26 protein-coding genes are annotated in these 24,432 nt (G+C 70.5%); 4 read left to right on the top strand and 22 right to left on the bottom strand.

Features of this window, described 5'->3' with window-relative positions; genetic code table 11:
- Positions 1–46: 46 nt before the first annotated feature.
- Both QSK05_RS19295 and QSK05_RS19290 read left to right on the top strand, forming a co-directional pair.
- Positions 47–1,297, top strand: a complete 1,251-nt coding sequence (locus tag QSK05_RS19295; protein ID WP_285598642.1) for a DUF349 domain-containing protein — start codon at positions 47–49, stop codon at positions 1,295–1,297.
- Between the two features lie 103 nt (positions 1,298–1,400).
- Positions 1,401–2,000 (top strand): type IV toxin-antitoxin system AbiEi family antitoxin, encoded by a 600-nt coding sequence (locus tag QSK05_RS19290; RefSeq protein ID WP_285598641.1) that lies wholly within the window; start codon positions 1,401–1,403, stop codon positions 1,998–2,000.
- Between the two features lie 211 nt (positions 2,001–2,211).
- Here the strand turns inward: QSK05_RS19290 and QSK05_RS19285 are convergent, their stop codons facing one another.
- The 18 genes from QSK05_RS19285 to QSK05_RS19200 all read right to left on the bottom strand — a co-directional run bounded on the left by QSK05_RS19285 (position 2,212) and on the right by QSK05_RS19200 (position 20,901).
- Positions 2,212–2,685, bottom strand: coding sequence for a GNAT family N-acetyltransferase (locus tag QSK05_RS19285; protein ID WP_285598640.1), 474 nt, complete (start codon positions 2,683–2,685; stop codon positions 2,212–2,214).
- 84 nt (positions 2,686–2,769) lie between these two features.
- A complete protein-coding gene (locus QSK05_RS19280) occupies positions 2,770–5,310 on the bottom strand; it encodes a RelA/SpoT family protein (RefSeq protein ID WP_502879789.1) in 2,541 nt (846 codons plus the stop codon).
- 341 nt (positions 5,311–5,651) lie between these two features.
- Positions 5,652–6,191 (bottom strand): adenine phosphoribosyltransferase, encoded by a 540-nt coding sequence (locus QSK05_RS19275; RefSeq protein WP_352301920.1) that lies wholly within the window; start codon positions 6,189–6,191, stop codon positions 5,652–5,654.
- Positions 6,192–6,193: 2 nt separating this feature from the next.
- Entirely contained in the window at positions 6,194–7,345 is a 1,152-nt protein-coding gene (gene secF / locus QSK05_RS19270; protein WP_285598637.1) for a protein translocase subunit SecF, read from the bottom strand.
- A complete protein-coding gene (gene secD / locus QSK05_RS19265) occupies positions 7,345–9,357 on the bottom strand; it encodes a protein translocase subunit SecD (RefSeq protein ID WP_285598636.1) in 2,013 nt (670 codons plus the stop codon). Before secD ends, secF begins: the two co-directional genes overlap by 1 nt.
- 57 nt (positions 9,358–9,414) lie before the next feature.
- Positions 9,415–9,873, bottom strand: a complete 459-nt coding sequence (yajC, locus tag QSK05_RS19260; RefSeq protein WP_285598635.1) for a preprotein translocase subunit YajC — start codon at positions 9,871–9,873, stop codon at positions 9,415–9,417.
- Positions 9,874–10,173: 300 nt separating this feature from the next.
- Complete coding sequence (gene ruvB, locus QSK05_RS19255; RefSeq protein WP_352301917.1) at positions 10,174–11,292, bottom strand: Holliday junction branch migration DNA helicase RuvB; 1,119 nt, start codon at positions 11,290–11,292, stop codon at positions 10,174–10,176.
- A 107-nt stretch (positions 11,293–11,399) separates the two neighbouring features.
- A complete protein-coding gene (gene ruvA / locus QSK05_RS19250; protein ID WP_285598633.1) occupies positions 11,400–12,032 on the bottom strand; it encodes a Holliday junction branch migration protein RuvA in 633 nt (210 codons plus the stop codon).
- 144 nt (positions 12,033–12,176) lie between these two features.
- Positions 12,177–12,758 (bottom strand): crossover junction endodeoxyribonuclease RuvC, encoded by a 582-nt coding sequence (gene ruvC / locus QSK05_RS19245; protein ID WP_285598632.1) that lies wholly within the window; start codon positions 12,756–12,758, stop codon positions 12,177–12,179.
- A gap of 93 nt (positions 12,759–12,851) precedes the next feature.
- On the bottom strand, positions 12,852–13,610 hold the full coding sequence (locus QSK05_RS19240; protein ID WP_285598631.1) for a YebC/PmpR family DNA-binding transcriptional regulator: 759 nt from the start codon (positions 13,608–13,610) through the stop codon (positions 12,852–12,854).
- A 74-nt stretch (positions 13,611–13,684) separates the two neighbouring features.
- A complete protein-coding gene (locus QSK05_RS19235) occupies positions 13,685–15,169 on the bottom strand; it encodes an MFS transporter (RefSeq protein ID WP_285598630.1) in 1,485 nt (494 codons plus the stop codon).
- Positions 15,170–15,306: 137 nt separating this feature from the next.
- Entirely contained in the window at positions 15,307–15,921 is a 615-nt protein-coding gene (gene pdxT / locus QSK05_RS19230) for a pyridoxal 5'-phosphate synthase glutaminase subunit PdxT (protein ID WP_285598629.1), read from the bottom strand.
- Complete coding sequence (gene pdxS, locus QSK05_RS19225; protein ID WP_352301816.1) at positions 15,918–16,835, bottom strand: pyridoxal 5'-phosphate synthase lyase subunit PdxS; 918 nt, start codon at positions 16,833–16,835, stop codon at positions 15,918–15,920. The genes pdxT and pdxS overlap by 4 nt, the downstream gene beginning before the upstream one ends.
- Before the next feature lie 66 nt (positions 16,836–16,901).
- Positions 16,902–17,489, bottom strand: a complete 588-nt coding sequence (locus tag QSK05_RS19220) for a hypothetical protein (RefSeq protein ID WP_285598628.1) — start codon at positions 17,487–17,489, stop codon at positions 16,902–16,904.
- On the bottom strand, positions 17,489–18,667 hold the full coding sequence (locus tag QSK05_RS19215; protein ID WP_352301914.1) for a glycosyltransferase family 4 protein: 1,179 nt from the start codon (positions 18,665–18,667) through the stop codon (positions 17,489–17,491). The genes QSK05_RS19220 and QSK05_RS19215 overlap by 1 nt, the downstream gene beginning before the upstream one ends.
- A 14-nt stretch (positions 18,668–18,681) precedes the next feature.
- The gene (locus QSK05_RS19210) at positions 18,682–19,596 is read right to left on the bottom strand and encodes a phosphatidylinositol mannoside acyltransferase (RefSeq protein WP_285598626.1); all 915 of its coding nucleotides are present in this window, start codon (positions 19,594–19,596) and stop codon (positions 18,682–18,684) included.
- 8 nt (positions 19,597–19,604) lie between these two features.
- Positions 19,605–20,255, bottom strand: a complete 651-nt coding sequence (gene pgsA / locus QSK05_RS19205) for a phosphatidylinositol phosphate synthase (RefSeq protein ID WP_285598625.1) — start codon at positions 20,253–20,255, stop codon at positions 19,605–19,607.
- 97 nt (positions 20,256–20,352) lie between these two features.
- The gene (locus QSK05_RS19200) at positions 20,353–20,901 is read right to left on the bottom strand and encodes an HIT family protein (RefSeq protein ID WP_285598624.1); all 549 of its coding nucleotides are present in this window, start codon (positions 20,899–20,901) and stop codon (positions 20,353–20,355) included.
- A 64-nt stretch (positions 20,902–20,965) separates the two neighbouring features.
- Here QSK05_RS19200 and QSK05_RS19195 point away from each other — a divergent pair, with 64 nt between their 5' ends.
- Together QSK05_RS19195 and QSK05_RS19190 are read left to right on the top strand one after the other, a co-directional pair.
- The gene (locus QSK05_RS19195; protein ID WP_285598623.1) at positions 20,966–21,508 is read left to right on the top strand and encodes a hypothetical protein; all 543 of its coding nucleotides are present in this window, start codon (positions 20,966–20,968) and stop codon (positions 21,506–21,508) included.
- The gene (locus tag QSK05_RS19190; RefSeq protein WP_285598622.1) at positions 21,505–22,380 is read left to right on the top strand and encodes an HTTM domain-containing protein; all 876 of its coding nucleotides are present in this window, start codon (positions 21,505–21,507) and stop codon (positions 22,378–22,380) included. Before QSK05_RS19195 ends, QSK05_RS19190 begins: the two co-directional genes overlap by 4 nt.
- A 24-nt stretch (positions 22,381–22,404) precedes the next feature.
- Here QSK05_RS19190 and QSK05_RS19185 read toward each other — a convergent pair whose 3' ends face one another.
- From QSK05_RS19185 to QSK05_RS19170, 4 genes are all read right to left on the bottom strand, one after another.
- Positions 22,405–22,653 (bottom strand): hypothetical protein, encoded by a 249-nt coding sequence (locus QSK05_RS19185; RefSeq protein ID WP_285598621.1) that lies wholly within the window; start codon positions 22,651–22,653, stop codon positions 22,405–22,407.
- A 199-nt stretch (positions 22,654–22,852) separates the two neighbouring features.
- On the bottom strand, positions 22,853–23,098 hold the full coding sequence (locus tag QSK05_RS19180; protein WP_285598620.1) for a hypothetical protein: 246 nt from the start codon (positions 23,096–23,098) through the stop codon (positions 22,853–22,855).
- Positions 23,099–23,135: 37 nt separating this feature from the next.
- The gene (locus tag QSK05_RS19175) at positions 23,136–23,870 is read right to left on the bottom strand and encodes a hypothetical protein (RefSeq protein ID WP_285598619.1); all 735 of its coding nucleotides are present in this window, start codon (positions 23,868–23,870) and stop codon (positions 23,136–23,138) included.
- 133 nt (positions 23,871–24,003) lie between these two features.
- Entirely contained in the window at positions 24,004–24,411 is a 408-nt protein-coding gene (locus QSK05_RS19170) for a thiol-disulfide oxidoreductase DCC family protein (protein WP_285598618.1), read from the bottom strand.
- Positions 24,412–24,432: the final 21 nt, after the last annotated feature.

Here is a 24,432-nt window from a genome sequence, read left to right as displayed (position 1 = left end):
GGGTTGACGGGGTTGACATGGGTGGCGAAGCAGAAGGCGTGAGATCGTGACCGGACAAGAGTGGGGCCGCGCGGACGAGGACGGCACCGTCTGGGTGCGGACGGCCGACGGGGAACGCAAGGTCGGCCAGTACCCGGGTGTCACCCAGGACGAGGCGCTGGCCTACTTCGTGCGCAAGTACGAGGACCTGGCCGCACAGGTGAGCCTGCTGGAGCAGAGGGTGAAGGCCGGTCAGGTCTCCCCCGCGGACTCCGAGACCACCATCAAGCGGCTGGAACCGTCGATCCGCGACGCGAACGCGGTCGGTGACCTCGACGGACTGCTGAAGCGGCTGACCGCTCTGGCACCCGCCGTGGAGCACCTGCGCGAGGAGAACCAGAAGGCCAAGCAGGAGGCCCGCGCGGCGATCATCGCCGAGCGCACCGTCCTGGTGGAGGAGGCGGAGGCGTTGTCCGGGGCCGACCCGCAGCGCATTCCGTGGAAGACCTCCGGCGACCGGCTCCGTGAGCTGTTCGACGAGTGGCGCCGGCTGCAGAAGGACCAGCGGCTGGACAAGCACACGGAAGACGAGCTGTGGAAGCGGTTCAGTCACGCCCGCACCTCGTTCGACCGTAAGCGCCGCCACTACTTCGGCGCGCTGGACGAGGAGCGACACTCCGCGAAGGCCGCCAAGGAGCAGCTCATCGCCGAGGCCGAGGCGCTCAGCAAGTCCACCGACTGGGGTGCGACGGCTGCGGCCTACCGCGACCTGATGACCCGCTGGAAGACCTCGGGCCGGGCGGCGAAGAAGGAGGACGACGCGCTGTGGGCCCGGTTCCGCGCCGCGCAAGACGCCTTCTTCAGCGCCCGCCAGGACGCGAACTCGGCGCTGGACGAGGAGTTCTCGGGCAACCTCGCAGTGAAGGAGCAGCTGGCCGAGGAGGCCGAGAAGCTGCTGCCGGTCACCAATCTCAGCGCCGCGAAGAACGCCCTGCGCGACATCCAGGCGCGCTGGGACGAGGCCGGCAAGGTGCCGCGCAACGACATGCAGCGCATCGAGGGCCGGCTGCGCAAGGTCGAGCAGGCCGTGCGTGACGCCGAGTCGGACAAGTGGAAGCGCACCAACCCGGAGGCCCGGGCCCGGGCCAACGACATGGTCACCCAGCTCGAGCGCACCATCGCCGACGCGGAGGCCGACCTGGCCAAGGCACAGGCGTCCGGTAACGCCCGCAAGATCAAGGAACTCGAGCAGTCGCTCGCCTCCCGCCGGGCCTGGCTCGACCAGGCCCAGCAGGCGATGAACGAGTTCACCGACTAGTTCCTCACCGTTCCACTGTCCACAGGTCGGCAGGACCGCACCGTCATCCACAGGTGCGGCCTGCTGCCTGCGGGCACCGGGGTCGACCGGGCACGTTTGATCCGTGACGACGACGGACGACTCCTCCCGCTTGTTCCTGCTCGCCGGGGGTCGTGAGCGCGCGGCCCTGCTGCGCGACGGCCTGGCCCGCGAGGTCCTGCCCGGAGTACTGGTTCCCGCCGACGTGCCGGTCACGCCGCGCCTGCGGGCCCGGGCGGTGCGGGAGAAACTCGGCGACTGGGAGACCGACGCCGGACGGGGCCGTTCCGTCGGTTTCGGCACCGCTGCCTGGTTGCACACCGGGGTCTGTCCCCGCTCGAACGCCGCAGCCGGCGCCCGCCATCCCCTTCCGGAGCGGCTCGACCTGGTCATCGGCCGCAACCGCCGCTCCCCCGCTCTTCCCGGGGTGAGAGTGCGTCAGGTAGACGTACCGCCCGAGCACCTGCAGAGCGTCGAGGGCCTTCTGGTCACGCATCCGCACCGCACCTCGGCCGACATCGCCCGGGATCTTCCCCGGGCCGAGGCCCTGCCGCTGCTGCGCCTGCTGCAGGAGCTCTACGACGTGCACCCGCCCCAGGTCCTCGATCTGCTCGGTGCCATGTCTTACGCCCGGGGCGCCGCGAGGGCCCGGGACGTGGTCCGCGACTGGGCCGAGATGGCCTGAGGGGAAACATGCTTGAGGACGCCGTGGTCACCTTCGGCGGCGCGGTCACTTCCGGCGGCGCGGTCACTTCCGGCGGCGCGGTCACTTCCGGCGGCGCGGTCACTTCCGAGGGCCCACCGCACGGCGGACCGAACTGGCTGTCCGAACCGGCGCTGCCCGAACTGGTGCGGACGGACGTCCACCCTTCTGGTGAGGCGGTCGCTGCTGCCGGTCAGCTGACCGGGGCACGCCGCTCGGTGGCGAACCGGAGCCATTGGTCCGGGGGCAGTTCCGGGCGGCCGGGCACCGGGACGGCGGACTGCTCCCAGCGGCCGGGCCCGGCCGCCGCGTCTGCGACGGCCGCCCAGAACGGCGCTGCGGGTGCGTTCTCGGCCTGGAAAGCGATGGCCCACTCCCCGGGGTGGTGGGCGATCACATCCCGTGCGAACTGCCGGCCGAGACCTCCACGGCGGGCGGCCGGGGCGATCCAGAAGGCGAGCAAGGAGCGTTCCGGGCCCTTCAGTCCCCGCACGACGGCGAAACCGATCGGCGCGGCCTCCCCGGTCCGGGGATGTGGCCGCCACAGCAGGTAGCCGCATCCGTCCGGCGTCGGGAAGACGTCGAGGCGGGACGGCTGGTAGCGGCCGTCCGACTCGGGCAGCGCACCGGTCAGCAGGGCCAGTTCGTTGCGGAACGCCTGCCACAACCAGGCGACGACGGGCCACTGGTCGTCGGTGACCAGTTCCAGCCGGGCGGGGTCGACGAGGTCGGCGGGATCGGGCAGGAGCGATCAGTCCAGATCGGTGTCGGAGCGCCGGCCGGTGATGCGATAGGCGTCGAACACCCCGTCCACGCGCCGCACCGCGGCGATCACGTGCCCGAGGTGGGCCGGGTCGGCCATCTCGAAGGTGAAGCGGGAGATGGCCATTCGCTCGCGCGAGGTGGTGACGTTCGCCGACAGGATGTTGACGTGCTCGTCGGAGAGCGTACTGGTCACGTCGGAGAGCAGACGGTTCCGGTCGAGGGCCTCGACCTGGATCTGCACCAGGAACACGCTGGCCTGGTTCGGGGCCCATTCGACGTCGACGATGCGGTCGGGTTCCTCGCGGAGCCCGGTGACATTGATGCAGTCGGTGCGGTGCACGGAGACACCCGAACCCCGGGTGACGAAACCGATGATGGGGTCGCCCGGCACCGGGGTGCAGCAGCGGGCGAGCTTCACCCAGACGTCTTCGACGTTCTTGACCACGACGCCCGGGTCACCCATGCGCGGGCGGCGCGGGCGCATCGGGGTGACGGTCTCGGCGAGGTCTTCCTCGGTGCCCGCCTCGCCACCGGCGGAGTCGACCAGCTTCTGCACCACGTGCGTGGCGGAGATCTGGCTCTCACCGACCGCGGCGTACAGACCGGAGACGTCCTGGAACCGCAGTTCGGTCGCCAGCCCCATCAGGGCCTCGTGGGTGAGCAGGCGGCGCATCGGCAGGTTCTGCTTGCGCATCGCCTTGGTGATCGCGTCCTTGCCGGACTCGATCGCCTCTTCGCGGCGCTCCTTGGAGAACCACTGACGGATCTTGTTGCGGGCGCGCGGGCTGTGAACGAAGTTCAGCCAGTCGCGACTCGGACCCGCAGCATCGGTCTTGGAGGTGAAAACCTCGACCACGTCACCGTTGTCGAGCGCGCTCTCGAGCGGTACGAGGCGGCCGTTGACGCGGGCGCCCATACAGCGGTGACCGACCTCGGTGTGCACGGCGTAGGCGAAGTCGACCGGTGTGGATCCGGCGGGCAGCGCGACCACGTCTCCCTTGGGGGTGAAGACGTAGACCTCCTGCGCCTGGATCTCGAACTGCAGCGACTCCAGGAACTCGCCCGGGTCGGTGGTCTCGCGCTGCCAGTCCAGCAACTGCCGCAGCCAGGTCATGTCCGTGGCACTGCCCGGCCCCGCACCGGGTGCGACGCCGTTGGCGTCGTCCTTGTACTTCCAGTGCGCCGCAACGCCGTACTCGGCCCGGCGGTGCATCTGGTGGGTGCGGATCTGGATCTCGACCGGCTTACCCTCAGGACCAATGACCGTGGTGTGCAGCGATTGGTACATGTTGAACTTGGGCATCGCGATGTAGTCCTTGAACCGGCCCGGGACCGGGTTCCAGCGCGCGTGCAGCGCACCCAGGACGGCGTAACAGTCACGCACCGAGTCGACCAGCACCCGGATGCCGACCAGGTCGTAGATGTCGGCGAAATCGCGGCCCCGCACGATCATCTTCTGGTACACGGAGTAGTAGTGCTTCGGGCGGCCGGAGACGACGGCCTTGATCTTGCCGGCCCGCAGGTCGACCGAGACCTGTTCCCGCACCTGGGCGAGATAGTCCTCGCGGGCGGGAGCACGCTCGGCCACCAGACGCACGATCTCGTCGAACACCTTGGGCCACAGCGTGGCGAAGCTGAGGTCTTCCAGTTCCCACTTGATCGTGTTCATGCCCAGGCGGTGCGCCAGCGGGGCGTAGATCTCGAGGGTCTCGCGGGCCTTCTTCTCGGCCTTGTGGGCCGGCACGTAACGCCAGGTGCGGGCGTTGTGCAGCCGGTCGGCCAGCTTGATCACCAGGACGCGGATGTCTTTCGACATCGCCACGACCATCTTGCGCACGGTCTCGGCCTGGGCGGCGTCGCCGTACTTGACCTTGTCGAGCTTGGTGACGCCGTCCACGAGCATGGCGATCTCGTCACCGAAGTCGGCCCGCAGCATGTCGAGGGTGTAGTCGGTGTCTTCCACCGTGTCGTGCAGTAGGGCCGCGGCCAGCGTGGCCGGCGTCATGCCGAGCTCGGCGAGGATCTGCGACACCGCGACCGGGTGCGTGATGTACGGGTCGCCGCTCTTGCGCTTCTGACCCGAGTGCGCCTTCTCGGCGACCTGGAAGGCCTTCTCGATGATGCTGACGTCGGCCTTGGGGTGCGCGCTGCGCACACTGCGCAGCAGCGGCTCCAGCAGCGGGCTGTTCGGGTTACGGGACGCGGCGCCCAGGCGGGCGATCCGCGAGAACACGCGGACCGGGGACACCAGGGGCTCGGTGGTGCGGGGACGCGGGTCCGGAGCGGCCTTGGCGACCGCACCGGGGCGCTGGTCCGGACCGTCCGGGACCGATGGGCCGGGAACGGCTGGAACGGCCGCCACCGGGACAGCGGTGACGAGCGGCGGGGCAGCCGGAGCGGGTACGGGGGGAGCCTGGATCGCCGGGCCCGACGTTGTCTCGGTGCCGGGTGCCACGCTCACAGCGGGCTGGGTCTCCGGGTCCTTGACAGTCGACAGCGCGGGGCGATCCTGACGCCCATCGGGCAGCGCCTGCTGCGCGACCCTGGCTGCGACCTCTTCGGACACCTGATCCTCCCGACGTCGTACGTCTCGCCACGGAGACTTCTGCTGGCGAGTCTAGGGCCCGTACTGCTCCCGTGCCTCGCCTCTCGACAAGCCCGGTGCCCGTCTTGAGCATCTTCGGAGCATCATCAGAACATGCCCGGCAGTTATCGGAGCGCACCTGGAGGCCGGATCATTCCCGGTTCTGCGGGAAACGGCCCCTTTTGATATTGACTTCGTGCTCGACTCGAGCATCACGTGTTGACTTCATCACGCTTCGTCAAACAAAAGGGGCACGTTACCCAAAAGTGCAGGAAAAGTTGCCCTCAGTAACTCAGGACGGCTTTCACATCGCGTCCGGCCAGTCGCTCGCGACCGTTGAGGAACTCCAGCTCCACGAGGAACGAGACCGACACCACCTGGGCGCCGATGCCCTCGAGCAGTCCCGCGGCCGCCTCGGCGGTGCCCCCGGTGGCGAGGACGTCGTCCAGGAGCAGAACCCGCTGTCCCGGGTGCACCGCGTCTTCATGAACCTCGATGATCGCGGTGCCGTACTCCAGCGTGTATTCGGCCGAGACGGTGGTGTGGGGCAACTTGCCCTTCTTCCGGATCGGCACGAAGCCCACACCGAGACTCAGGGCCACCGCCGCACCGAAGATGAAGCCCCGGGCCTCGACCCCGGCCACGACGTCCACCTCGGCACCGCTGCCCGCCCGGTGGGCCGCCGCCAGCGCGTCCACCGAGGCGGCGAACAGCTCGGGGTCGGCCAGCAGCGGGGTGATGTCCTTGAACAGGACACCCGGCGACGGGTAGTCCGGGATGTCCCGGAGCCCCGCCGCGAGCCGTTCCGACAGCACGCTGTCGATCGTCACTTCCGCCGGCCCCGCTTCGGCTGGGCCCGCTGACCGGACGTCTCCCGCCGGACGGCCGGACCGCGCCGCGAGGGTGCCGCGGTGTCGGGGCCGACGCCCGCGCCGACCGTGGCCGGCTCGCCGTCATCCCCCTCGTGGCTACCGAACTCGGGCTCCGCGGGGGAACCGGCAGCGAGATCGGCCCGGCGCTTGAGCACCTTGCGGGTGTGCGCCACGATCTCCGGCTCCCGGCGGCGCAGGTCGACCAGCAGCGGTGTGGCCACGAAGATCGACGAGTAGGTGCCGGCCGCGATACCGATGAACAGTGCCAGCGAGATGTCTTTCAGCGTGCCCGCGCCGAGCACGAACGCACCGATGAACAGGATCGACGCCACCGGCAGCAGAGCCACCACCGAGGTGTTGATCGAGCGCACCAGCGTCTGGTTGACCGCCAGGTTGGCGGCCTCCTCGTAGGTGCGCTTCGTGGACAGCGTGATGCGGTCGGTGTTCTCGCGGACCTTGTCGAACACCACCACGGTGTCGTAGAGCGAGTAACCGAGGATGGTGAGGAACCCGATGACGGACGCCGGGGTGACCTCGAACCCGGTGAGCGAGTAGAGGCCGGCCGTGATGATCAGGTCGTGCAGCAGGGCCACCAGTGCGGCCACCGACATCTTCCAGGTCCGGAAGTAGATGGCGATGATGATGCCGACCAGCACGATGAAGATGAGCAGACCCTGAACGGCCTTCTTCGTGACGTCGGATCCCCAGCTGGCACCCACGAAGCTGGACGTGATGTTGCGGTCTGCCACCTGGTAGGCCTTGCCCAGCGCCTCCCGGACCTTGGTGGTCTGGGCGTCGCTCAGCGTCTCGGTCTGCACCCGGATGCCGCTGTTGCCGATGACCGTGACGCGGGCCTCGGTGCCGGGCACCACGGAGGCGACCGCGTCGGACGCCTTGATCGTGTCGGTGTCGGCGACCTTGGACAGCTGGAACTCGGAACCGCCGCGGAACTCGATGCCGGGGTTCAGCCGGATGAACGCGAGGGCCAGGATCGAGGCCACCGTCATGGCGATCGCGATGCCGTACCAGAAGCGGCGGTGCCCGATGAAGGCGAAGGACCGCTTGCCGGAGTGAAGGTCGTTACCGAAGGTAGCGAAGCTGAACATCAGGAGTTCCTCCCCGTGCCCGACGTGGTGACCGAGTCCTGCGAGTCCGGCGTGGGGTTCCCACCCGGGTCACCGGGCTCGGTACCGGCACGCGCAGCGGCGGCCCGGCGGGCGGCGATGCTGCCGCCCTCGGAGGGGGTCTCGGTGGCCGGGCGGACCCGGCCGCGACCGGCGTAGGCGCTCGGGCGCCCGAGCTGCCGGGCACTGAAGCCGGACATCGCGTGGCCGCCGTCGAAGAACTTCAGCCGGGCCAGCATCGTCACCGCGGGCTTGGTGAACAGGAACACGATGACGACGTCGATCAGGGTGGTCAGACCGAGGGTGAACGCGAACCCACGGACACCGCCGACGGCGACCAGGTAGAGCACGATCGCGGCGAGGAGGTTGACCGTGTCGGAGGCCAGGATGGTGCGCTTGGCCCGGTCCCAGCCCGCCTCGACGGCAGACGTCAGGGGCCGGCCCTCCCGCACCTCGTCGCGGACCCGCTCGAAGTACACGATGAACGAGTCGGCGGTGATGCCGATGGCCACGATCAGACCGGTCACCCCGGCGAGACTCAGGCGGTAACCCTGGGTCTCGCCCAGCAGCACGACCAGCCCGTAGGTGAGCGCACCGGCGATACCCAGGCTGAAGATGGTCACCAGGCCCAGGGCCCGGTACTGCAGCAGCGAGTAGAGCACCACCAGGATCAGGCCGATCAGGCCGGCCAGCAGACCCCGCTGGAGCTGCTCACCACCGAGCAGCGCGGAGATCTGGTTCTCGGTCTGCACCTGGAACGACACCGGCAGCGAGCCGAACTTCAGCTGCTGGGCCAGGAGCTGCGAGGACTCCTGGGTGAAGCTGCCGGAGATCTGCGCCTGGCCGTCGGTGATGGCGGCGTTGGTGGTCGGCGCGGAGATGACCAGCTCGTCGAGCACGATCGCGAACTGGTTCTGCGCACCGGTCAGCTGGATCAGCCGCTTGGTGACGTCGCCGAACTTCTTCGCGCCGGCGGACTTGAACTCCAGGTTCACGACCCACTCACCGGTGGAGAAGCCCTGGCCGTTCGACCCCATGCCCGCGGTGGCGGTCTTGATGTCGGAACCAGGAACCTCGACCGGGCCGAGGATGAACTTGGTCGTCCCGTCGCTGTCGCAGGTGACGATCGCCTTCTTCGGGTCGGCCACCTGGCTCTGCAGCTTCGGCAGGTCGGCACAGGTCTCCGCCGTGAACTGCTCCTGCAGCTCGGTGGTGATCTGCGCCAGGTCGGACGGGGTGCCGTCGGCCGCCGCGGAAGCGGCCGCCGCAGCCGCCTCGGCCGCCGCGTCCGCGTCGGTGGTCGCGGTGGCGTCGGCCGTGGGATCGGCCGAGGCCGTGGCGGCGGACTTCGCGGACGAGGTCGCGCTCGGCGCGGTGGTCGCGGAGCCGCTGGGTGTCGTCTCGGCCTTCAGCGCCTTCGGCACGACCCGGTTGTTCTCGTCCGAGGTGTCGGCCTTCTCCGTGGCCGTGGCGCTGGCATCGGCCTTGGAGGTGGCCTTGGTGCTCGCCTTCGCGCTGGCCGTGGGCGACGCGCTGGAGGTCGCACCACCACTGGCGGTCGGCGTCGGCGTGGCGGTGCTCGTGGCACCGGCCGCCGCGGCCGTGTAGAGCACCGGCCGGAAGTTCATCTGGGCCGACTGCTTGACCAGGTCACGGGTGGCCTGGTCAGGGTTACCGGGCAGCGACACCACGATGTTCTTGCCGCTCTGGGTGGTGACCTCGGCCTCGGAGACACCGGAGCCGTTGACCCGCTGCCGGATCACGTTCACGGCCTCGTTCAGCTGCTCGGTGGTCGGCGTGATGTTCTGGCCATTGAGGGGCCGCGGCTCGAGAATGATCTCGGTGCCGCCCTCGAGGTCGAGGGCGAGGGACGGGGTCCATCCGCCGTTCGACGTCACCGTCCGGATGCCGACCACTGCGTACACGACGGCCAGGATGGCGACCATGAACAGCAGTGCCCGACCTGGTCGGGAGGCGTTGCTGGATCGTGCCACGGTTGTGGGTCTCTTCTCGTTCTCGAGACGGCTCAGGCCGTCGCAGTCAGGGCCGGGCTATCGGCCGTCGGTTCCGGTGCTGCCGTCGGTGACATCGGAGTTCGGAGGCGGCGCGTAGCCGGCCTCGGAACGGATGCCGTCACGATCAGCACCGGTGCGATCAGTGGTGCCGGTGATAGTGCTGTGGCTGTCGGCGGAGGTGTCCTCGGGAGTGTTCTCCCCGTCGGTGCTCTCCCCATCGGTGCTGTCCTGCGCACCGCCGGCGGTGTCGGCCGCCGTGACGATCTGCCCGATCGCGCGCTTGCTCCAGCGCGTGCGCACACCCGGGGCGATCTCGAGAACCACTGCGTCCGCATCGACCTCGACGACCTCGGCGAAGAGGCCGGACGTGGTCATGATCCGGGTGCCGGGCGTGACCGACTCCTGCTGGGCCACCAGCTCACGCTGCTGCTTGCGCCCACGGCTCACCATCAGCCAGAGCAGGAGCAGGGGAACCGCCAGGATGATCAGTTCCACATCGTCACCCACTCCGTCACGAATGCTGCTCTCATCGTCTCAACTCTCATGTCCGCCGGTGCCCTCCTTGGCTCTCCGCCGGGGAAGCCCTCTGACAAGCAGTCGGCCGGGACGGCGGCGAGGTTGCCTGCGGCACCGACCGACCATCATGCCCGACCTGGGCCCGCTCGTGAGCACGCATGCTCCCACAACGGACTGGGTGCTCCGTTCAGAGGACCTCTGAGCAGGGTCGTTCGTCGGGCCGACCGTTGCGCGATCACCGCCGGACACAGGCCGGACCCAGGCCGGCCCCAGGCCGGATCACGTGTCGGTACCGGAACGGGGGTCGGACTGGGTCTCAGGAGCAGGATCCGGAAGGGTTTCCTGCACCGTGCCCGAGCGGCTGGTGAGCGTACCGCCGCCGGTACCCGCACCGGCCCAGGCAAACCCGGCGGGTGCGGTGAGGCCGAGGTGTTCCCAGGTGGCGGGAGTGGCGATGCGCCCCCGGGGCGTTCGCCCCAGCAGGCCCTCTCGCACCAGGAAGGGCTCGGACATGGTCTCCACCGTCTCCGCCTCCTCCCCCACCGCGACAGCCAGCGTGGACAGGCCGACCGGCCCGCCGCCGAAGCGCCGGCACAGTGCCTCGAGCACCGAGCGGTCGAGCCGGTCGAGGCCGCGCTCGTCCACGGCGTAGACCTGCAGCGCGGCGCGGGCGGCGGCGAGGTCGAGCCGCCCGTCACCCCGGACCTGCGCCCAGTCGCGCACCCGGCGCAGCAGACGGTTGGCGATCCGCGGTGTGCCCCGGGACCGACCGGCGATCTCGACCGCGGCGTCGGCACTCAGCTCGACGCCGATCAGTTCCGCGGAACGGCGCAGCACCAGCTCCAGTTCGCCGGGCGAGTAGAAGTCGAGGTGCCCCGTGAAGCCGAACCGGTCGCGCAGCGGGCCGGGCAGCATGCCGGCCCGGGTGGTGGCGCCGACCAGGGTGAAGGGCGGCAGGTCGAGCGGGATCGCGGTGGCACCGGGCCCCTTGCCGACGACGACGTCGACCCGGAAGTCTTCCATCGCGACGTAGAGCATCTCCTCGGCCGGCCGGGCCACGCGGTGGATCTCGTCGACGAACAGCACCTCGCCCTCACTCAGCGAGGACAGCACCGCGGCCAGGTCACCGGCGTGCTGGATGGCCGGGCCGCTGGTGATGCGCAGCGAGGCGTTCAGCTCGTGCGCGACAATCATCGCCAGCGTGGTCTTGCCCAGGCCGGGAGGCCCGGAGAGCAGTACGTGGTCGGGTGTTGTGCCACGGGCCTTGGCGGCGTCGAGCACCAGACTCAGCTGTTCGCGCACCACCTGCTGACCGACGAAGTCGGCGAGCATCTGCGGGCGCAGCGCACCCTCGACCAGCCGGTCGTCCACCCCGGCAACCGAGGCGAGGAGCTCCATCGACTCGTCCGTGCCCGCCGTGGCGACCAGATCGTTCGGGTCGTTCAGGTCGTTCAGGTCGTTCGGGCCGTTCGGGCCGCGCATGTCGTCATCCATGGTCGCGGGCCTCAGCCCGTGCGCCCGAGCTGGCGCAGGGCGGCCCGCAGCACCTGGGCCATGTCGGGCGGGGCGCCGTTCTCGTCGAGCGCCACGGGTGAGTCGGGCGCGCCGACCACCTTGTCCACGGCGTCGGACGCCGCCTTGGCCGGCCAGCCCAGACCCGTCAGCGCGTCGAGCACCTGGTCGCGCCAGCCGCCCGTATCGGCGGGTTTCGCGGCGGCCACGGTCGCTCCCCCGCTGGGCGCACCCAGCCGGTCGGTCAGCTCCAGCACGATGCGCTGGGCGCCCTTGCGGCCGATGCCCGGCACCTTGGTGAGAGCAGTGAGGTCTTGCTGGGCGACGGCGAGGCGCAGGCCCTCGGGCGTGTGCACGGCCAGCATGGCCAGGGCCAGCCGGGTGCCGATACCCGAGACCGTCTGCACCGTCTCGAACACGTCGCGCTCGTCGGTCGTGCCGAAACCGAAGAGGGTCAGCGAGTCTTCCCGCACCACCAGGCTGGTGGCCAGTTCGGTCTCCTGCCCGGGCCGCAACTCGGCCAGCGTGCCCGGGGTGGCCTGCAGCAGCAGCCCGACCCCACCGACCTCGATCACCACCGAGTCCAGCCGGACGGCCGCCACCCGCCCACGCACCGACGCAATCACTGTGACTCCTCAGCTCCGAACACCTGTACGAGGGAGAAATCTAGCCGGAGCCACCGACAGAACCGGACAGGACGCACCGCTCCCCACCGCTGTCCGGCCGGTGGGGACGTTCGAGGCGGTGACCGCGCACGCCCCGAGGCCGGGTCAGCGCCGGGACTTCTTGGACGCCTCGATCGCCGCCACCCAGGCCTGCTGGGCCGCGGTCGCCCCGCCCTTCGAGGCGTTCGGCCCCCGCACCGGCATCACCGCCGCGGTGCCGTCGCGCCACAGGTGACAGATGGCCAGGGCCAGGGCGTCGGCGGCGTCGGCCGGCCGGGGCGCCTCGGCGAGCTGGAGGATGCGCTGCACCATGGCCGTGACCTGGGCCTTGTCGGCCCGGCCGGATCCGGTGACGGCGGCCTTCACCTCACTCGGTGTGTGCATGACCACGGGGATGCCCCGGCGGGCCGCGGCGAGCGCCGTGACCCCCGCGGCCTGCGCGGTGCCCATCACCGTGGACACGTTGTTCTGGCTGAAGACCCGCTCCACCGCGACCACGTCGGGGCGGACCTGGTCCATCCAGCCCTCGACGGCGTCGCTGATACCCAGCAGCCGGGCCCCCAGATCACTGCCCGCGGGTGTCCGGATCACGTCGACGGCCACCATCTGCACGCGGCGCCCGGGCAGGCCGTCGACCACACCCAGCCCGCACCGGGTCAGGCCGGGGTCGACTCCGAGAACACGCATGACGCCACGATCACAGCCAAACCGGACGAGGGCCGGGAGCGACACTCGGAACACATGTCACACCCGACCCCCAAGCCCCAGAGACGACTGATGTCACTCGGCGTTGACGAGTTCCATCACTTCGTCGGACACGTCGAAGTTGGCGTAGACGTTCTGCACGTCGTCGCTGTCCTCGAGGGCGTCGATCAGCTTGAACACCTTGCGCGCGCCGTCCTCGTCGAGGGGGACGTTCATCGTCGGCACGAACTGGGCCTCGGCCGAGTCGTAGTCGATCGAGGCATCCACCAGGGCCGTGCGCACGGCGACCAGGTCGGTGGCCTCACTGACCACCTCGAAGATCTCGCCCTGGTCGTTGACCTCTTCGGCCCCGGCCTCGAGCACCGCACCGAGCACGTCATCCTCGGTCAGGCCGGCGGACTTCGGCACCACGACGACGCCCTTGCGGTTGAACAGGTACGCCACGCTGCCCGGGTCGGCCATCGCGCCGTTGTTCCTGGTCATCGCGGTGCGGACCTCCATGGCGGCCCGGTTGCGGTTGTCCGACAGGCACTCGATCAGCAGGGCCACGCCGTTGGGGCCGTACCCCTCGTACATGATCGTCTGGTAGTCGGCCCCGCCGCCCTCGGCCCCGGACCCGCGCTTGACGGCGTTGTCGATGTTGTTGTTCGGCACCGACGACTTCTTCGCCTTCTGGATGGCGTCGTAGAGCGTCGGGTTGCCGGCCGGGTCACCGCCGCCCGTGCGGGCCGCGACCTCGATGTTCTTGATCAACTTGGCGAACATCTTGCCACGCTTGGCGTCGATGACGGCTTTTTTGTGCTTGGTGGTGGCCCACTTGGAATGGCCGGACATCGGGTCGCCTCCCGTTACGCATACATTCAGAAACCAAAGCTCAGCCAGCAATCCTACTCATGGGCGGGCCACCCTCAACGCACCGCGGGGGCCGTAGCGCCGTCCGGGCGGTCGGTGACCGGCGGAACCGGAGGCGAAAGGTCCGTCGTCAGGCGGGCCGCAGCCCGCTCGGCGCTGCGCCGGGCCCAGGCCCCGGACGACCCCCAGCCGACCACCAGGGCGAGCGCCGCACAGCCGGCGACCACCCAGAAACCGGCGTGGGCCGCGTCCACCCGTGAGACCGCGTCCGGAACCGACCCGAGTCGGGCGGTGTAGACCGACCCGACCACCGCGACACCGATCGCCGTGCCGACCTGCCGGCTCGTCGAGGTGACCGCCGCGGCCAGCCCGGCCTGCGAGGGCGGCATGCCGGAGACCGCGGTGGCGGTGATCGGCGCGTTCAGCATGCCGAAGCCGACCCCGAAGAGGCCGTAGGCCAGGAAGAGCACGGCCAGCGACTGCGAGGGGTCGACGAAGGTCAGCGTGAGCGTGCCGGCCGTCATGCCCAGGCCACCGAGCACCAGGGACGGGCGGGTGCCGTAACTGGCCACCATCCGCCCGGAGATCGGCGCCAGCACCATCACCACGACGGCCATCGGCAGCAGGTACAGCCCGGCCCGGAACGGGGTCAGGTCCAGATCGTTCTGCAGGTAGAGGGTGTTGACGAAGAGGCAGCCGGAGAACGCCGCGAACGCACAGACGGCGATCAGGGTGGCGCCCGAGAACTGCGCACTGCGGAAGAACCGTACGTCGAGAAGGGGCTCGGCACGCCGCTTCTCGTAGAGCACCAGGCTCACCGCGGACACCGCCGCGACCACCAGCAGTCCCACCACCAGGGGCGAGCTCCAGCCCCGGTGCGGCACCTCGATGATCGCGTAGACCAGGGTGGCCAGGGTGAGCACCACGAGCAGCTGACCGACCGGGTCGATCCGCCGGGCCCGGGCCGCCTTCGACTCGGGCACGAACAGCGCGGTCAGCCCGATCGCGAGCAGGCCGATCGGAATGTTGATGATGAAGATCCAGCGCCAGCCCACGGTTTCGACGAGGAAACCGCCGAGGATCGGGCCGAGCGCGATGCTGACCCCCACCACCGCACTCCAGACCCCGATGGCCCGGGCCCGTTCCTGGCGGTCGGGGAAGGTGTTGGTGACGATCGACAGCGCCACCGGGTTGAGCATCGAGGCGCCGACGCCCTGCAGCATGCGGAAGGCGATGAGCCAGCCCAGGTTCGGGGCCAGGCTGCACAGCAGTGAGGCGAGCACGAAGATCGCCAGGCCGGTCTGGAAGGTGCGGCGCCGGCCGATCCGGTCACCGGTGGAGCCGGAGAGCATCAGCAGACTGCTCAGCACCAGCGTGTAGGAGTCCAGGGCCCACTGCAGCCCGGACACCGAGGCGCCGAGGTCTTGCTGCAGCGAGGGCAGGGCCACGTTCAGCACCGTGGTCTCGAGTCCGACGATCAGCAGGCTCAGGCAGCAGATCGCCAGCACCAGGAAGCGGCGGCGGGTACTCAGGTCGGGCATGGACGGGACCCTCGATCCGATCAGCACAACAGGGAACATCGTTACCCTGGCTAACCAACCACGCGCAGGGCGCCCCTGTTCCCGGCCGGCGAGAAGTCGCCGGAAGATGGGCCTCCCGGCGACATCGGCGGGAGGTCTCAGCTGTTCGCGCGGGCCTTCTCCGCATACTCGGTCACCATCTGCGCGAACAGATGGTGGACGCGGTGGTCACCGGTGATCTCCGGGTGGAACGAGGTGGCGAGCAGGTTGCCCTGCCGGACCGCGACCGCGTGCCCCTCGGGCGAGCGGGCGAGCACCTCCACCCCGGGCCCGACCTCCTCCACCCAGGGCGCCCGGATGAAGACGGCATGCACCGGGCCGCCCTCGATCCCGGCGACGTCCAGGTCGGCCTCGAACGAGTCGACCTGGCGCCCGAAGGCGTTGCGCCGCACCGTCATGTCGAGGCCACCGAGAGTCTGCTGACCGGGGGCGGTGTCGACCACCCGGTCGGCCAGCAGGATCATCCCGGCGCACGAACCGTAGGCGGGCAGACCCGCGTCCAAAAGCCTCTGCAGTGGTTCGCGCAGCTCGAAGATCCGGGTGAGCTTGTCGATCGTGGTCGACTCCCCGCCGGGGATCACGATGCCGGACAGGCCCTCCAGCTCGGCGGGCCGGCGCACGGCGCGGGTCGCCACCCCCGCGCCGGCGAGCACGGCGAGGTGCTCACGAAAATCGCCCTGGACAGCGAGAACCCCGATGACGGGCGTGCTCACCAGCCGCGCTCGGCGAGACGGTGCGGCTGCGGGATCTCGTCGACGGTGATGCCGACCATGGCCTCGCCCAGGCCGCGCGACACCTTGGCGATCACGTCCGGGTCGTCGTGGAAGGTGGTGGCCTTGACGATGGCCTCGGCCCGCGCCACCGGGTTGCCGGACTTGAAGATGCCGGAGCCGACGAACACGCCGTCCGCGCCGAGCTGCATCATCATCGCGGCGTCGGAGGGAGTGGCGATGCCGCCCGCGGTGAACAGGACCACCGGGAGCTTGCCACTCGCCGCGATCTCCTGCACCAGGGGCAGGGGCGCCTGGAGCTCCTTGGCGGCCACGTACAGCTCATCCTCCGACATGCTCGTCAGCTTGCGGATCTCGCCGCGGATCTGGCGCATGTGGGTGGTGGCGTTCGAGACGTCGCCGGTGCCGGCCTCACCCTTGGAGCGGATCATCGCCGCTCCCTCGGAGATCCGGCGCAGCGCCTCGCCCAGGTTCGTGGCGCCACAGACGAAGGGCACCGTGAACTTCCACTTGTCGATGTGGTTGGCGTAGTCGGCCGGGGTGAGCACCTCGGACTCGTCGATGTAGTCGACACCGAGCGACTGCAGCACCCGGGCCTCGACGAAGTGACCGATACGGGCCTTGGCCATCACCGGGATCGAGACGGCGGCCTGGATGCCGTCGATCATGTCCGGGTCACTCATCCGGACCACGCCGCCCTGGGCCCGGATGTCGGCGGGCACCCGCTCGAGCGCCATCACGGCCACGGCGCCGGCGTCCTCGGCGATGCGGGCCTGGTCGGGCGTGACCACATCCATGATCACCCCACCCTTGAGCATCTCGGCCATACCTCGCTTCACGAGGCCGGTACCGGTGACGGAAGGGATGGTGGAACTGTCGGGCGCGGAGCTGGACACGTGGACCTCTCACTGACCTCAGCGGCTGGGACCGGGACCGTTACAGAACGCAGTCCGGATTCAGCCTCATGCTAATCCCCCCTGGGGAGGCGGCTGCCAGGCGAGGCTCTCCGGCTGGCTGTCGTCGATCTCGACCATCTGGGGCATCTGTGCGGTACCGGCCAGTTTGGCCCAGCGCACGACCTTCTTGCGCCGCATCCGCTGGGCGTGGGCCACCGCGTCGTTGTGGAACCGGCGGGCCAGCTGAACCCGCTCCCCCGCCAGCACGAGCTCGTCGAGCAGCTCGCCCGTCGCCGGGTCGGCCCGCAGCCGGGTCACCTGTTTCCGATCGGCGAAGGCCTGGTGCAGCGCCCGCGCCAGCAGGTTCTCGCCCGCCTCGCTGACCGGTGCGTCGGGGGCCCGCACCATCCGGGAGGCGGCCAGGCGCAGTTGTTCACCGGCCGGCGGGGCCAGGTTCCGGCTGACCTCCAGCGCCACGGCCGCCCGGCGGGCCAGCCGGGTCTCCAGGGCGGCGCGGGAGGTCTCGACCCGGTGGTGCAGACGGTCCAGCCGGGCCGCCAGGTACGAGAGGTACCAGCCGAGGGCGAGCAGCAGCACAACGGTGAGCAGGACGACACCCCAGGCACCGTCCAGCCACTGCAGGGCGTGATCCATCAGCTCGCCTTCGGGCGCCAGCGCGCGAACAGGCCCAGGCGCGGGTCCTCGCCCACCTTGTCGGCCCCCAGGGTCACCGTGTCGTACACGTCGAGGATCTGCGCGGCCACGCGCGACCAGTCGTAGCGGCGCACGGCGGTGGAAGCCCGCTGTGCCCTCGCCCGGGCCGCGTCCGGATCGGCGAGCACCGCACCGATCGCGGCGGCCAGGGCCGGAGCGTCGCCGGTCCGCGTGAGCAGGCCGAGCTCGCCGTCGTCCAGCACCCGCCGGAAGGCCCCCAGATCGCTGGCGATCACCGGGGCGCCCGCGCTCATCGCCTCGACCAGCACGATGCCGAAGCTCTCGCCGCCGGTGTGCGGGCCGACGTAGGCGTCCACCGAACGCAGCAGCGAGGCCTTGGCGTCGTCGTCGAGCGGGCCCAGCAGCTCGATCGCGTCCCGGGCCGCCGGCTGGTCACGCAGAACGGCCAGGGCCTCTTCCGCGTCGCCGCGTCCCAGCACCAGCAGACGCACCCCCGGATGGGCCCGCAGCACCTCCGGCAGCGCGGCCGTGAGCACCTGCAGGCCCTTGCGGGGCTCGTCCAGCCGCCCGAGGAAGGCCAGCGTCGGGCGCCCGGGTGTGCCCTGCCACTGCGGGCGGGGGGACGCGGCGGCGAACCGGTCGACGAACACCCCGTTCGGGATGACCACCGCGTCACCGCCCAGATGGTCGACCACCGTGCGCCGCGCGTCTTCGGACACCGCGATCCGGGCCGACAGCTTCTCGAAGCCCGGCCGCAGCAGCGGGTAGGCCGCCGACATCGCGCGCGAGCGCGGGTTGGAGGTGTGGAAGGTCGCGACGATCGGGCCGGTCGCGGCCCACATCGCGAGCATGGACAGTGACGGGCTGGAGGGCTCGTGCACGTGCAGCACGTCGAAGTCGTTCTCGGCCAGCCAGCGCTTGACCCGGGAGGAGGCGACCGGACCGAAGCTGATGCGGGCCACCGAGCCGTTGTAGGGCAGCGGCACCGCGCGCCCGGCCGACTCGATGTACGGGGGCAGCTCGGTCTCGTCGTCGGAGGGGGCGAGCACGCTGACGTGGTGGCCCTGGCCCAGGAGATGCTCGGCGACGTCGCGGATGTGGAACTGCACGCCGCCCGGCACGTGGAACGAGTACGGCGACACCATGCCGATGCGCAGGGTCCGGACGTCGCTCATCGGGGAGATCGATCTGATCGATCTGATCGATCGGCGTCGAACACGACCTGCAGCATGTGCCAGTCCTGCGGGTGCTCGCGCAGGCCGGCCGAGAGCGCGTCGGCACAGCCCTGCGTCATCACCGCGATCTTCTCGGCGTTCGTGCCCGTGGTGGGCACCGGCACCGGCTCGTGGATCTGCAGCACCAGGCCCCAGCCACCGCCGGGAAGCCGCTCGTAGTAGGTGTTCACCGGCAGCAGCGGCGCCTTGGAGGCGAGCGCGATCGCGGCCGGCCCGGGGGCCATCCGGGAGGGCTCGCCGAGGAAGGTGACGGGCACACCGTTGCCGGACAGGTCGCGGTCGGCCAGCAGCGGCACGAACGCGCCGCCGCGGACCTGCCGGACGAGCTTGCCGACCAGGCCGGGATCACCGAGGGGGTAGATCTCCATGCCGAGGCTGCGGCGGTAGTCGAGGAACTCCTGGTAGACCGCCTCGGGCTTGAGCCGCTCGGCGACGGTGGTGACCTTGGCCAGGTGCACACAGGCCCAGGCCCCGGCGTGGTCCCAGTTGCCCTGGTGGGCCAGGGCCGCGACGACGCCGCCGGAGCTGAAGACCCGCTTCAGCCGGTCGGGGTCGTCGACCCGGCAGGTGCGGGCCAGCCGGTCGGCGTCCCAGCCCGGCAGCAGGAACGCGTCGCACCAGTAGCGCAGGTAGGAGCGCATACCGCGGCGGGACAGCTCGCGCAGTTGTGCGGGGCCGGCGCCGGGCACGGCGCGGGCCAGGTTCTTCTCCAGACGCTGCACGCCGGTGCCGTGGCGCCACCAGACCCAGTCGGCGCCCAGCGTGAACAGGGCGTAGGCCACCCGCTCGGGCAGCAGCCGCACAACCTTCCAGGCGGTCAGGTAGGCGGCGGTGGCTACCCGGTCACCCACGGAGAAGATCACACATCGCCGGTGGCCACCGCGGCGGCCCGGTCGGCCGCGATCAGGGCCAGGGCCTGCTTGCGCACCATCAGGATGCGCTGCATCACGGTGATCACGCTGGCGACCGCGAGCAGGGCCAGCACCACCCCGAGCACGGCGTCGGGTGCGCCGATGCCGACGAAACCGGTGGCGATGAGGGTGGCCACGAGCCGCTCGGACCGCTCGGCGATCCCCACGTTCGCCTGCATCCCCAGGCCCTCGGCCCGGGCGCGGGAGTAGGAGACCAAGTAGCCGAGCACCAGGCAGGTGAGGGCGAGCGCGGTCATCACGTCGTCGTCACCGCCGCCGGCGTAGTAGAGCACCAGGCCGCCGAAGACCGCACCGTCACCGAGGCGGTCGAGCGTGGAGTCGAGGTAGGCGCCCCAGACCGACGAGCGGCCGGACAGGCGGGCCATGGTGCCGTCGAGCAGGTCGGAGAACACGAAGGCCGTGACGGCCATCACACCCCAGAACAGCTGGCCGATCGGGAAGAGGATGAGAGACCCGGCGCACACGCCGAAGGTGCCGACCAGGGTGACGACGTCTGGGCTGACCCCCCAGCTCAGAAGCAACCTGGCGACCGGCGTGAAGATGCGCGTGAAGAGGGCGCGCGCGAATCGGTTGAGCATGGTGGGGTCACTCTACCGACGCCGGGGCGATGCTCAGACGCGGACAGATCACCCGGCCCCAACCTTCAGCGGTGTGTAACCGCCGCGACACCGGGAATCACGCGTTCCAGGCGTCCGCGAGCTTCGTGCGGGTGTCGGCGAGCAGTTCGGGCAGCGCCTTGGTGCGGGCCACGACCGGCAGGAAGTTCGCGTCGCCGCCCCACCGCGGCACCACGTGCTGGTGCAGGTGGGCGGCGATACCGGCCCCGGCGACGGCTCCCTGGTTGAGCCCGAGGTTGAACCCGTGCGGGGCCGAGACCGCGCGGATCACGGTCATCGCGCGCTGGGTCATCGTGGCGACCTCGACCGTCTCCGGCCCGGTCAGGTCGGTGTAGTCGGCGACGTGACGATAGGGACAGACCAGGACGTGACCCGGGTTGTACGGGAAGAGGTTGAGCACGGCGAAGGCGTGCTCGCCCCGCGCCACGATCAGGCTCTCCTCGTCGGCCACCTTCGGTGCCCGGCAGAACGGGCAGTCCTCACCCGGGGCCGACGTCTTCGGCTTCTCCTCACCGCTGATGTAGACCATGCGGTGCGGCGTCCAGAGCCGCTCGAAACCGTCCGGCTCGCCGCTGAGCGCGTCAGCCGCCTCGTACCCATCCGTCACCTGCGGGAGTCTAGTGCTCCCCGCTGTCCGGCAGCCGTCCGTGCCGCGTGACTATCCTGACCCGGTGAACGGGTCGCACAGCACTTCCACCGTGGCGCAGGACGGGGACCCACTCCGCCTGTCCCGCCCTCTCAAGGCCCTCCTGGCGAGCACACTGGTCGCGGTCACCGCCCTCTTCCTGGCCGGTACGTTCCACGGCTCGGACCTGTGGTGGCCGTTCGGCCCCTGGCGGATGTACGCCACCTCCACCGCCCCCTCGGGCCCGGTCGGCTCCACGCTGATCCAGGTGAAGGAGGCGGGTGACGACCAGTGGCGGCCCGCTTCCCTGAACCCCGACACCGTCGGGCTCAACCGCGCGGAGATCGAGGGCCGGATGCCGCTGATCCAGTCCGACCCCTCGATGCTCGGCACCCTCCTGGACAGTCACGCCCGACTGCTCCCGGATGCCCCGCGGTGGCAGGCGATCCGGGTCGTGCGCAGCGACATCCTGCTCGAGAACGGCGTCCGTACCGGCGAGGTCCGCGAGAGCACCCTGGCCGTCTGGCCGGAGTCGGCCCGTACGGCGCAGGACGACACCCCCCGCATCCTCGAGGAGGCCACCCCGTGAGCCGGCTCTGGTCCTGGCTCTTCGCCCCCGTGCCGCTGGCCCGGGTGGCCCTGTTCCGCCGGTGCGTCTACGCGTTCGTGATCGTCGACATCCTGCTCCTGCACACGTCCGGGTACCGGCACGGCTGGGCCGACCCGGTCTGGTACCAGCCCCTGTACCTGGGTGACGTGTTCCGGATTCCCGCCGCCGACGTGCCCCAGGTGGAGATCCTCAAGTGGGGCACGGTGGTGGCCGCCCTGCTGGCCCTCACCGGGCGCCTGCCCCGCCTCACCGGGGCCCTCGTGGCCGTGGGCTGGGTCTGGTACCAGTACGTGGCCTTCGCCTACGGCAAGGTCGACCACGACCGCGGCGACTTCATCGTGGCGCTGCTCGTGCTGCCGCTCATCGGGATGGCCGCGACCGGCGACCGGCGCCGCAGTGAACTCGCCGGCTTCGCCTTCCGGGCCGTGCAGTTGGCCTGCATCGCCACCTATTTCCTGTCCGCCTGGGCGAAAGTCCGCTTCGGGGGCTGGGACTGGGTGAACTCGGCGACGATCACCCGGGCGGTGATCCGCCGCGGCACGTTCCTCGGCGACTGGCTGCTGCACATCCCCTGGAGCCTGCACGCGTCACAGTGGGTGATCTTCTCGCTCGAGATGCTCAGCCCGCTGATCTTCGTCGTCTCCGAGTACTGGCGGCGACGGATGATCGCGGGCTGGTTCGCCTTCCACGCCGCCACCTACGCGGTGATCACCATCGCGTTCTGGCCGCACCTGATCATGCTGCTGGCGTTCCTGCCGCTGGAGCAGTACCGCGACAGCGCGGTGGCCCGGTGGCGGGCGTGGAGGGACCCAGAGCCGAAACCCTCATTGCGGACGTCCACCAGCCCCTGAGGGGGAAGGTGGCGGTCCCGCTGGTTAGAGCAGACCCCGCACGCGGGTGGCGAATTCCGGGTCGTGGGCGATGGCGCTGGCCACCGCGTGCTGCACCCGGTCGCGCGCCCAGCCGGAGGGGCCGCCCGGCCTCTGGCACTCGGCGTCGAACTCGGCCATGTAGCGCGTGCCGGACAGCTTTCCGGCAACCAGGTCGTGCAACTCGGTCAGCTGCTTGTCCTTGCCGGTACCCCAGGACCGCAACCGGTCGACGACAACGTCCGCACCCTGCATCGTGCCTCCTCATTAAGGCCATACCCGTTGAGGAAGCATCGGCCCGGGGAGAGCCGGGGTCAAGGGCGAAGCGGCCGGGTTCGGCCGATCAGGCGGGGGCTGCCCCCGCCTGATCGAACCGGGCCGGCCCGTCTCGCGTCAGATCCGGCCAGAATGATCCGGCCAGAATGATCCGGGCCGGAACGGTTCGGGAGCGACGTCAGAGCAGCTGACGCACGCGGGCGGCGAACACCGAGTCGTGCGCGATGGCGGTGGCCACGGCGTGCTGCACCCGGTCCCGCGTCCATCCGGACGGGCCCCGCGGCGTGCCGCACTCGGCATCGAAATCCGCCATGTACTGCTGGCCGGCGAGTTTCCGGGCTACCACGTCGTGCAGCTCGTCGAGCTGTCCGTCACGCCCCGGTCCCCAGCACCGCAGCCTGGCGACGACAACATCCGCACCCATCATTGGGTCCTCCCGTTCCGCCGGTCGATCCCCTTATTCAGGTGGTGCGGACCCTCCGTAGCAAGGCAGCCACACCGGCCTTGCGCCGAACGGTCCGCCCGAAGCCGGGGCGCGGCTCGACGTGACGCGCGGGTACGCGACGGGAGGCGACCGCCGTGTCCAGGTCAGCGGAGCGGCCGGTACTTTTCGCCCGCACGATCGCGTGGCCGGCCGGGACCGCACCGGCCCCGAACGACATGACCAGCCAGGGTTCGAACTCCTCGATGATCGCCCGGACCCGCAGTTGCCAGCCGAAGGCACCGTCCGGACCGTCCGGATCGTCCTGGACCGCGGCGGGACGCAGCCCGTCCGCGAGGATCCCGGCCAGGCGCCCACGGTCGGCGGCGAGCAGATCGGCGAGCGTGGTGTCCGGGGTGAGCACGAACGCGGACGTCCCCCGCCCGAACAGCACCAGCACGCTGCCGAGGAGACCACCACCGTCGATCCGGACGGTGAGCAGGTCGAGGCGGCGGGTCCCGCCCTCGATGCTCTCCCCCGAGGCCCGTAGCGCGGCGACGGCCCGCTCCCGGTGCTGTTCGTCGTCGGGATGTTCCGCCAGCGCCCCCACGGCCCACCGGGCCGGGGCCGAGACGATCAGCCGTTCCAGATCGGTGCTGACGTCCAGCCGGAACGCGAAGTCGCAGCGCTGGACCCGGAAGACGCCGACCTGAATGGTGCGGCCGTCAAGAAGCTGAACACCGGGCGCACGTACATCGTCCTCAACCTCGAGCACTTCACCCTCCTGACCGTCGGTGATCCCTCAGTCACCATGAGGCGGTCGATCACCGGGACGGGTCAAGGCAGATGCAGCAACACTGCCATTTGCGGGTGGCGATGGTGCGCCCGCACGACGGATCGCCTCCGGGTTACTGGTCCGGCTGCTTCTGGGGTGGCATCGCGCACGCCGGGGTGCCACCGGGCAGCGACTGACGGTTGCGCGCGACCCAGCGGTAGACGACCCCCGCCACCTGCCGCACCCCGGGCAGCGCGATGACGTACCCGGCCGGGCGGAACCAGGGGCGGGACGCCTTCAGCAGCTGGGCCACGGCGAGCTCGGCGGCGTACACCCGGCCGTCGGCGTCCACGTACTGCAGGGCCTCGGTGCAGATCTGCGCGTCCAGCCCGTAGGCAGCCAGGTCGAGGCGCTGCCACGGCTCCACCGCGGCCGGGGGCCTCAGGTACGAGGTGATCACGCCGGCCAGCTTCGTGCAGATGCCGCAGTCACCGTCGAACACGACGACCGGGCGGGGCGAGGGTAGAACGGAGGGCGCCATGACGCCCAGATTACGTCGTCG

It is taken from the genome of Kineosporia sp. NBRC 101731, assembly GCF_030269305.1.
Taxonomy (GTDB): domain Bacteria; phylum Actinomycetota; class Actinomycetes; order Actinomycetales; family Kineosporiaceae; genus Kineosporia.
The sequence above is the reverse complement of the archived record's forward strand: the minus strand, read 5'-3'. Positions and strand labels throughout refer to the sequence as shown.

Bases quoted from the DNA above. Each gene is read 5' to 3' on its own strand.
- secF (WP_285598637.1), bottom strand. From the start codon at position 7,345: ATGTTCAGCTTCGCTACCTTCGGTAACGACCTTCACTCCGGCAAGCGG.
- ruvB (WP_352301917.1), bottom strand. From the start codon at position 11,292: ATGGAGCTCCTCGCCTCGGTTGCCGGGGTGGACGACCGGCTGGTCGAG.
- ruvC (WP_285598632.1), bottom strand. From the start codon at position 12,758: ATGCGTGTTCTCGGAGTCGACCCCGGCCTGACCCGGTGCGGGCTGGGT.
- QSK05_RS19240 (WP_285598631.1), bottom strand. From the start codon at position 13,610: ATGTCCGGCCATTCCAAGTGGGCCACCACCAAGCACAAAAAAGCCGTC.
- QSK05_RS19235 (WP_285598630.1), bottom strand. From the start codon at position 15,169: ATGCCCGACCTGAGTACCCGCCGCCGCTTCCTGGTGCTGGCGATCTGC.
- QSK05_RS19220 (WP_285598628.1), bottom strand. From the start codon at position 17,489: ATGGATCACGCCCTGCAGTGGCTGGACGGTGCCTGGGGTGTCGTCCTG.
- pgsA (WP_285598625.1), bottom strand. From the start codon at position 20,255: ATGCTCAACCGATTCGCGCGCGCCCTCTTCACGCGCATCTTCACGCCG.
- QSK05_RS19185 (WP_285598621.1), bottom strand. From the start codon at position 22,653: ATGCAGGGTGCGGACGTTGTCGTCGACCGGTTGCGGTCCTGGGGTACC.
- QSK05_RS19180 (WP_285598620.1), bottom strand. From the start codon at position 23,098: ATGGGTGCGGATGTTGTCGTCGCCAGGCTGCGGTGCTGGGGACCGGGG.
- QSK05_RS19170 (WP_285598618.1), bottom strand. From the start codon at position 24,411: ATGGCGCCCTCCGTTCTACCCTCGCCCCGCCCGGTCGTCGTGTTCGAC.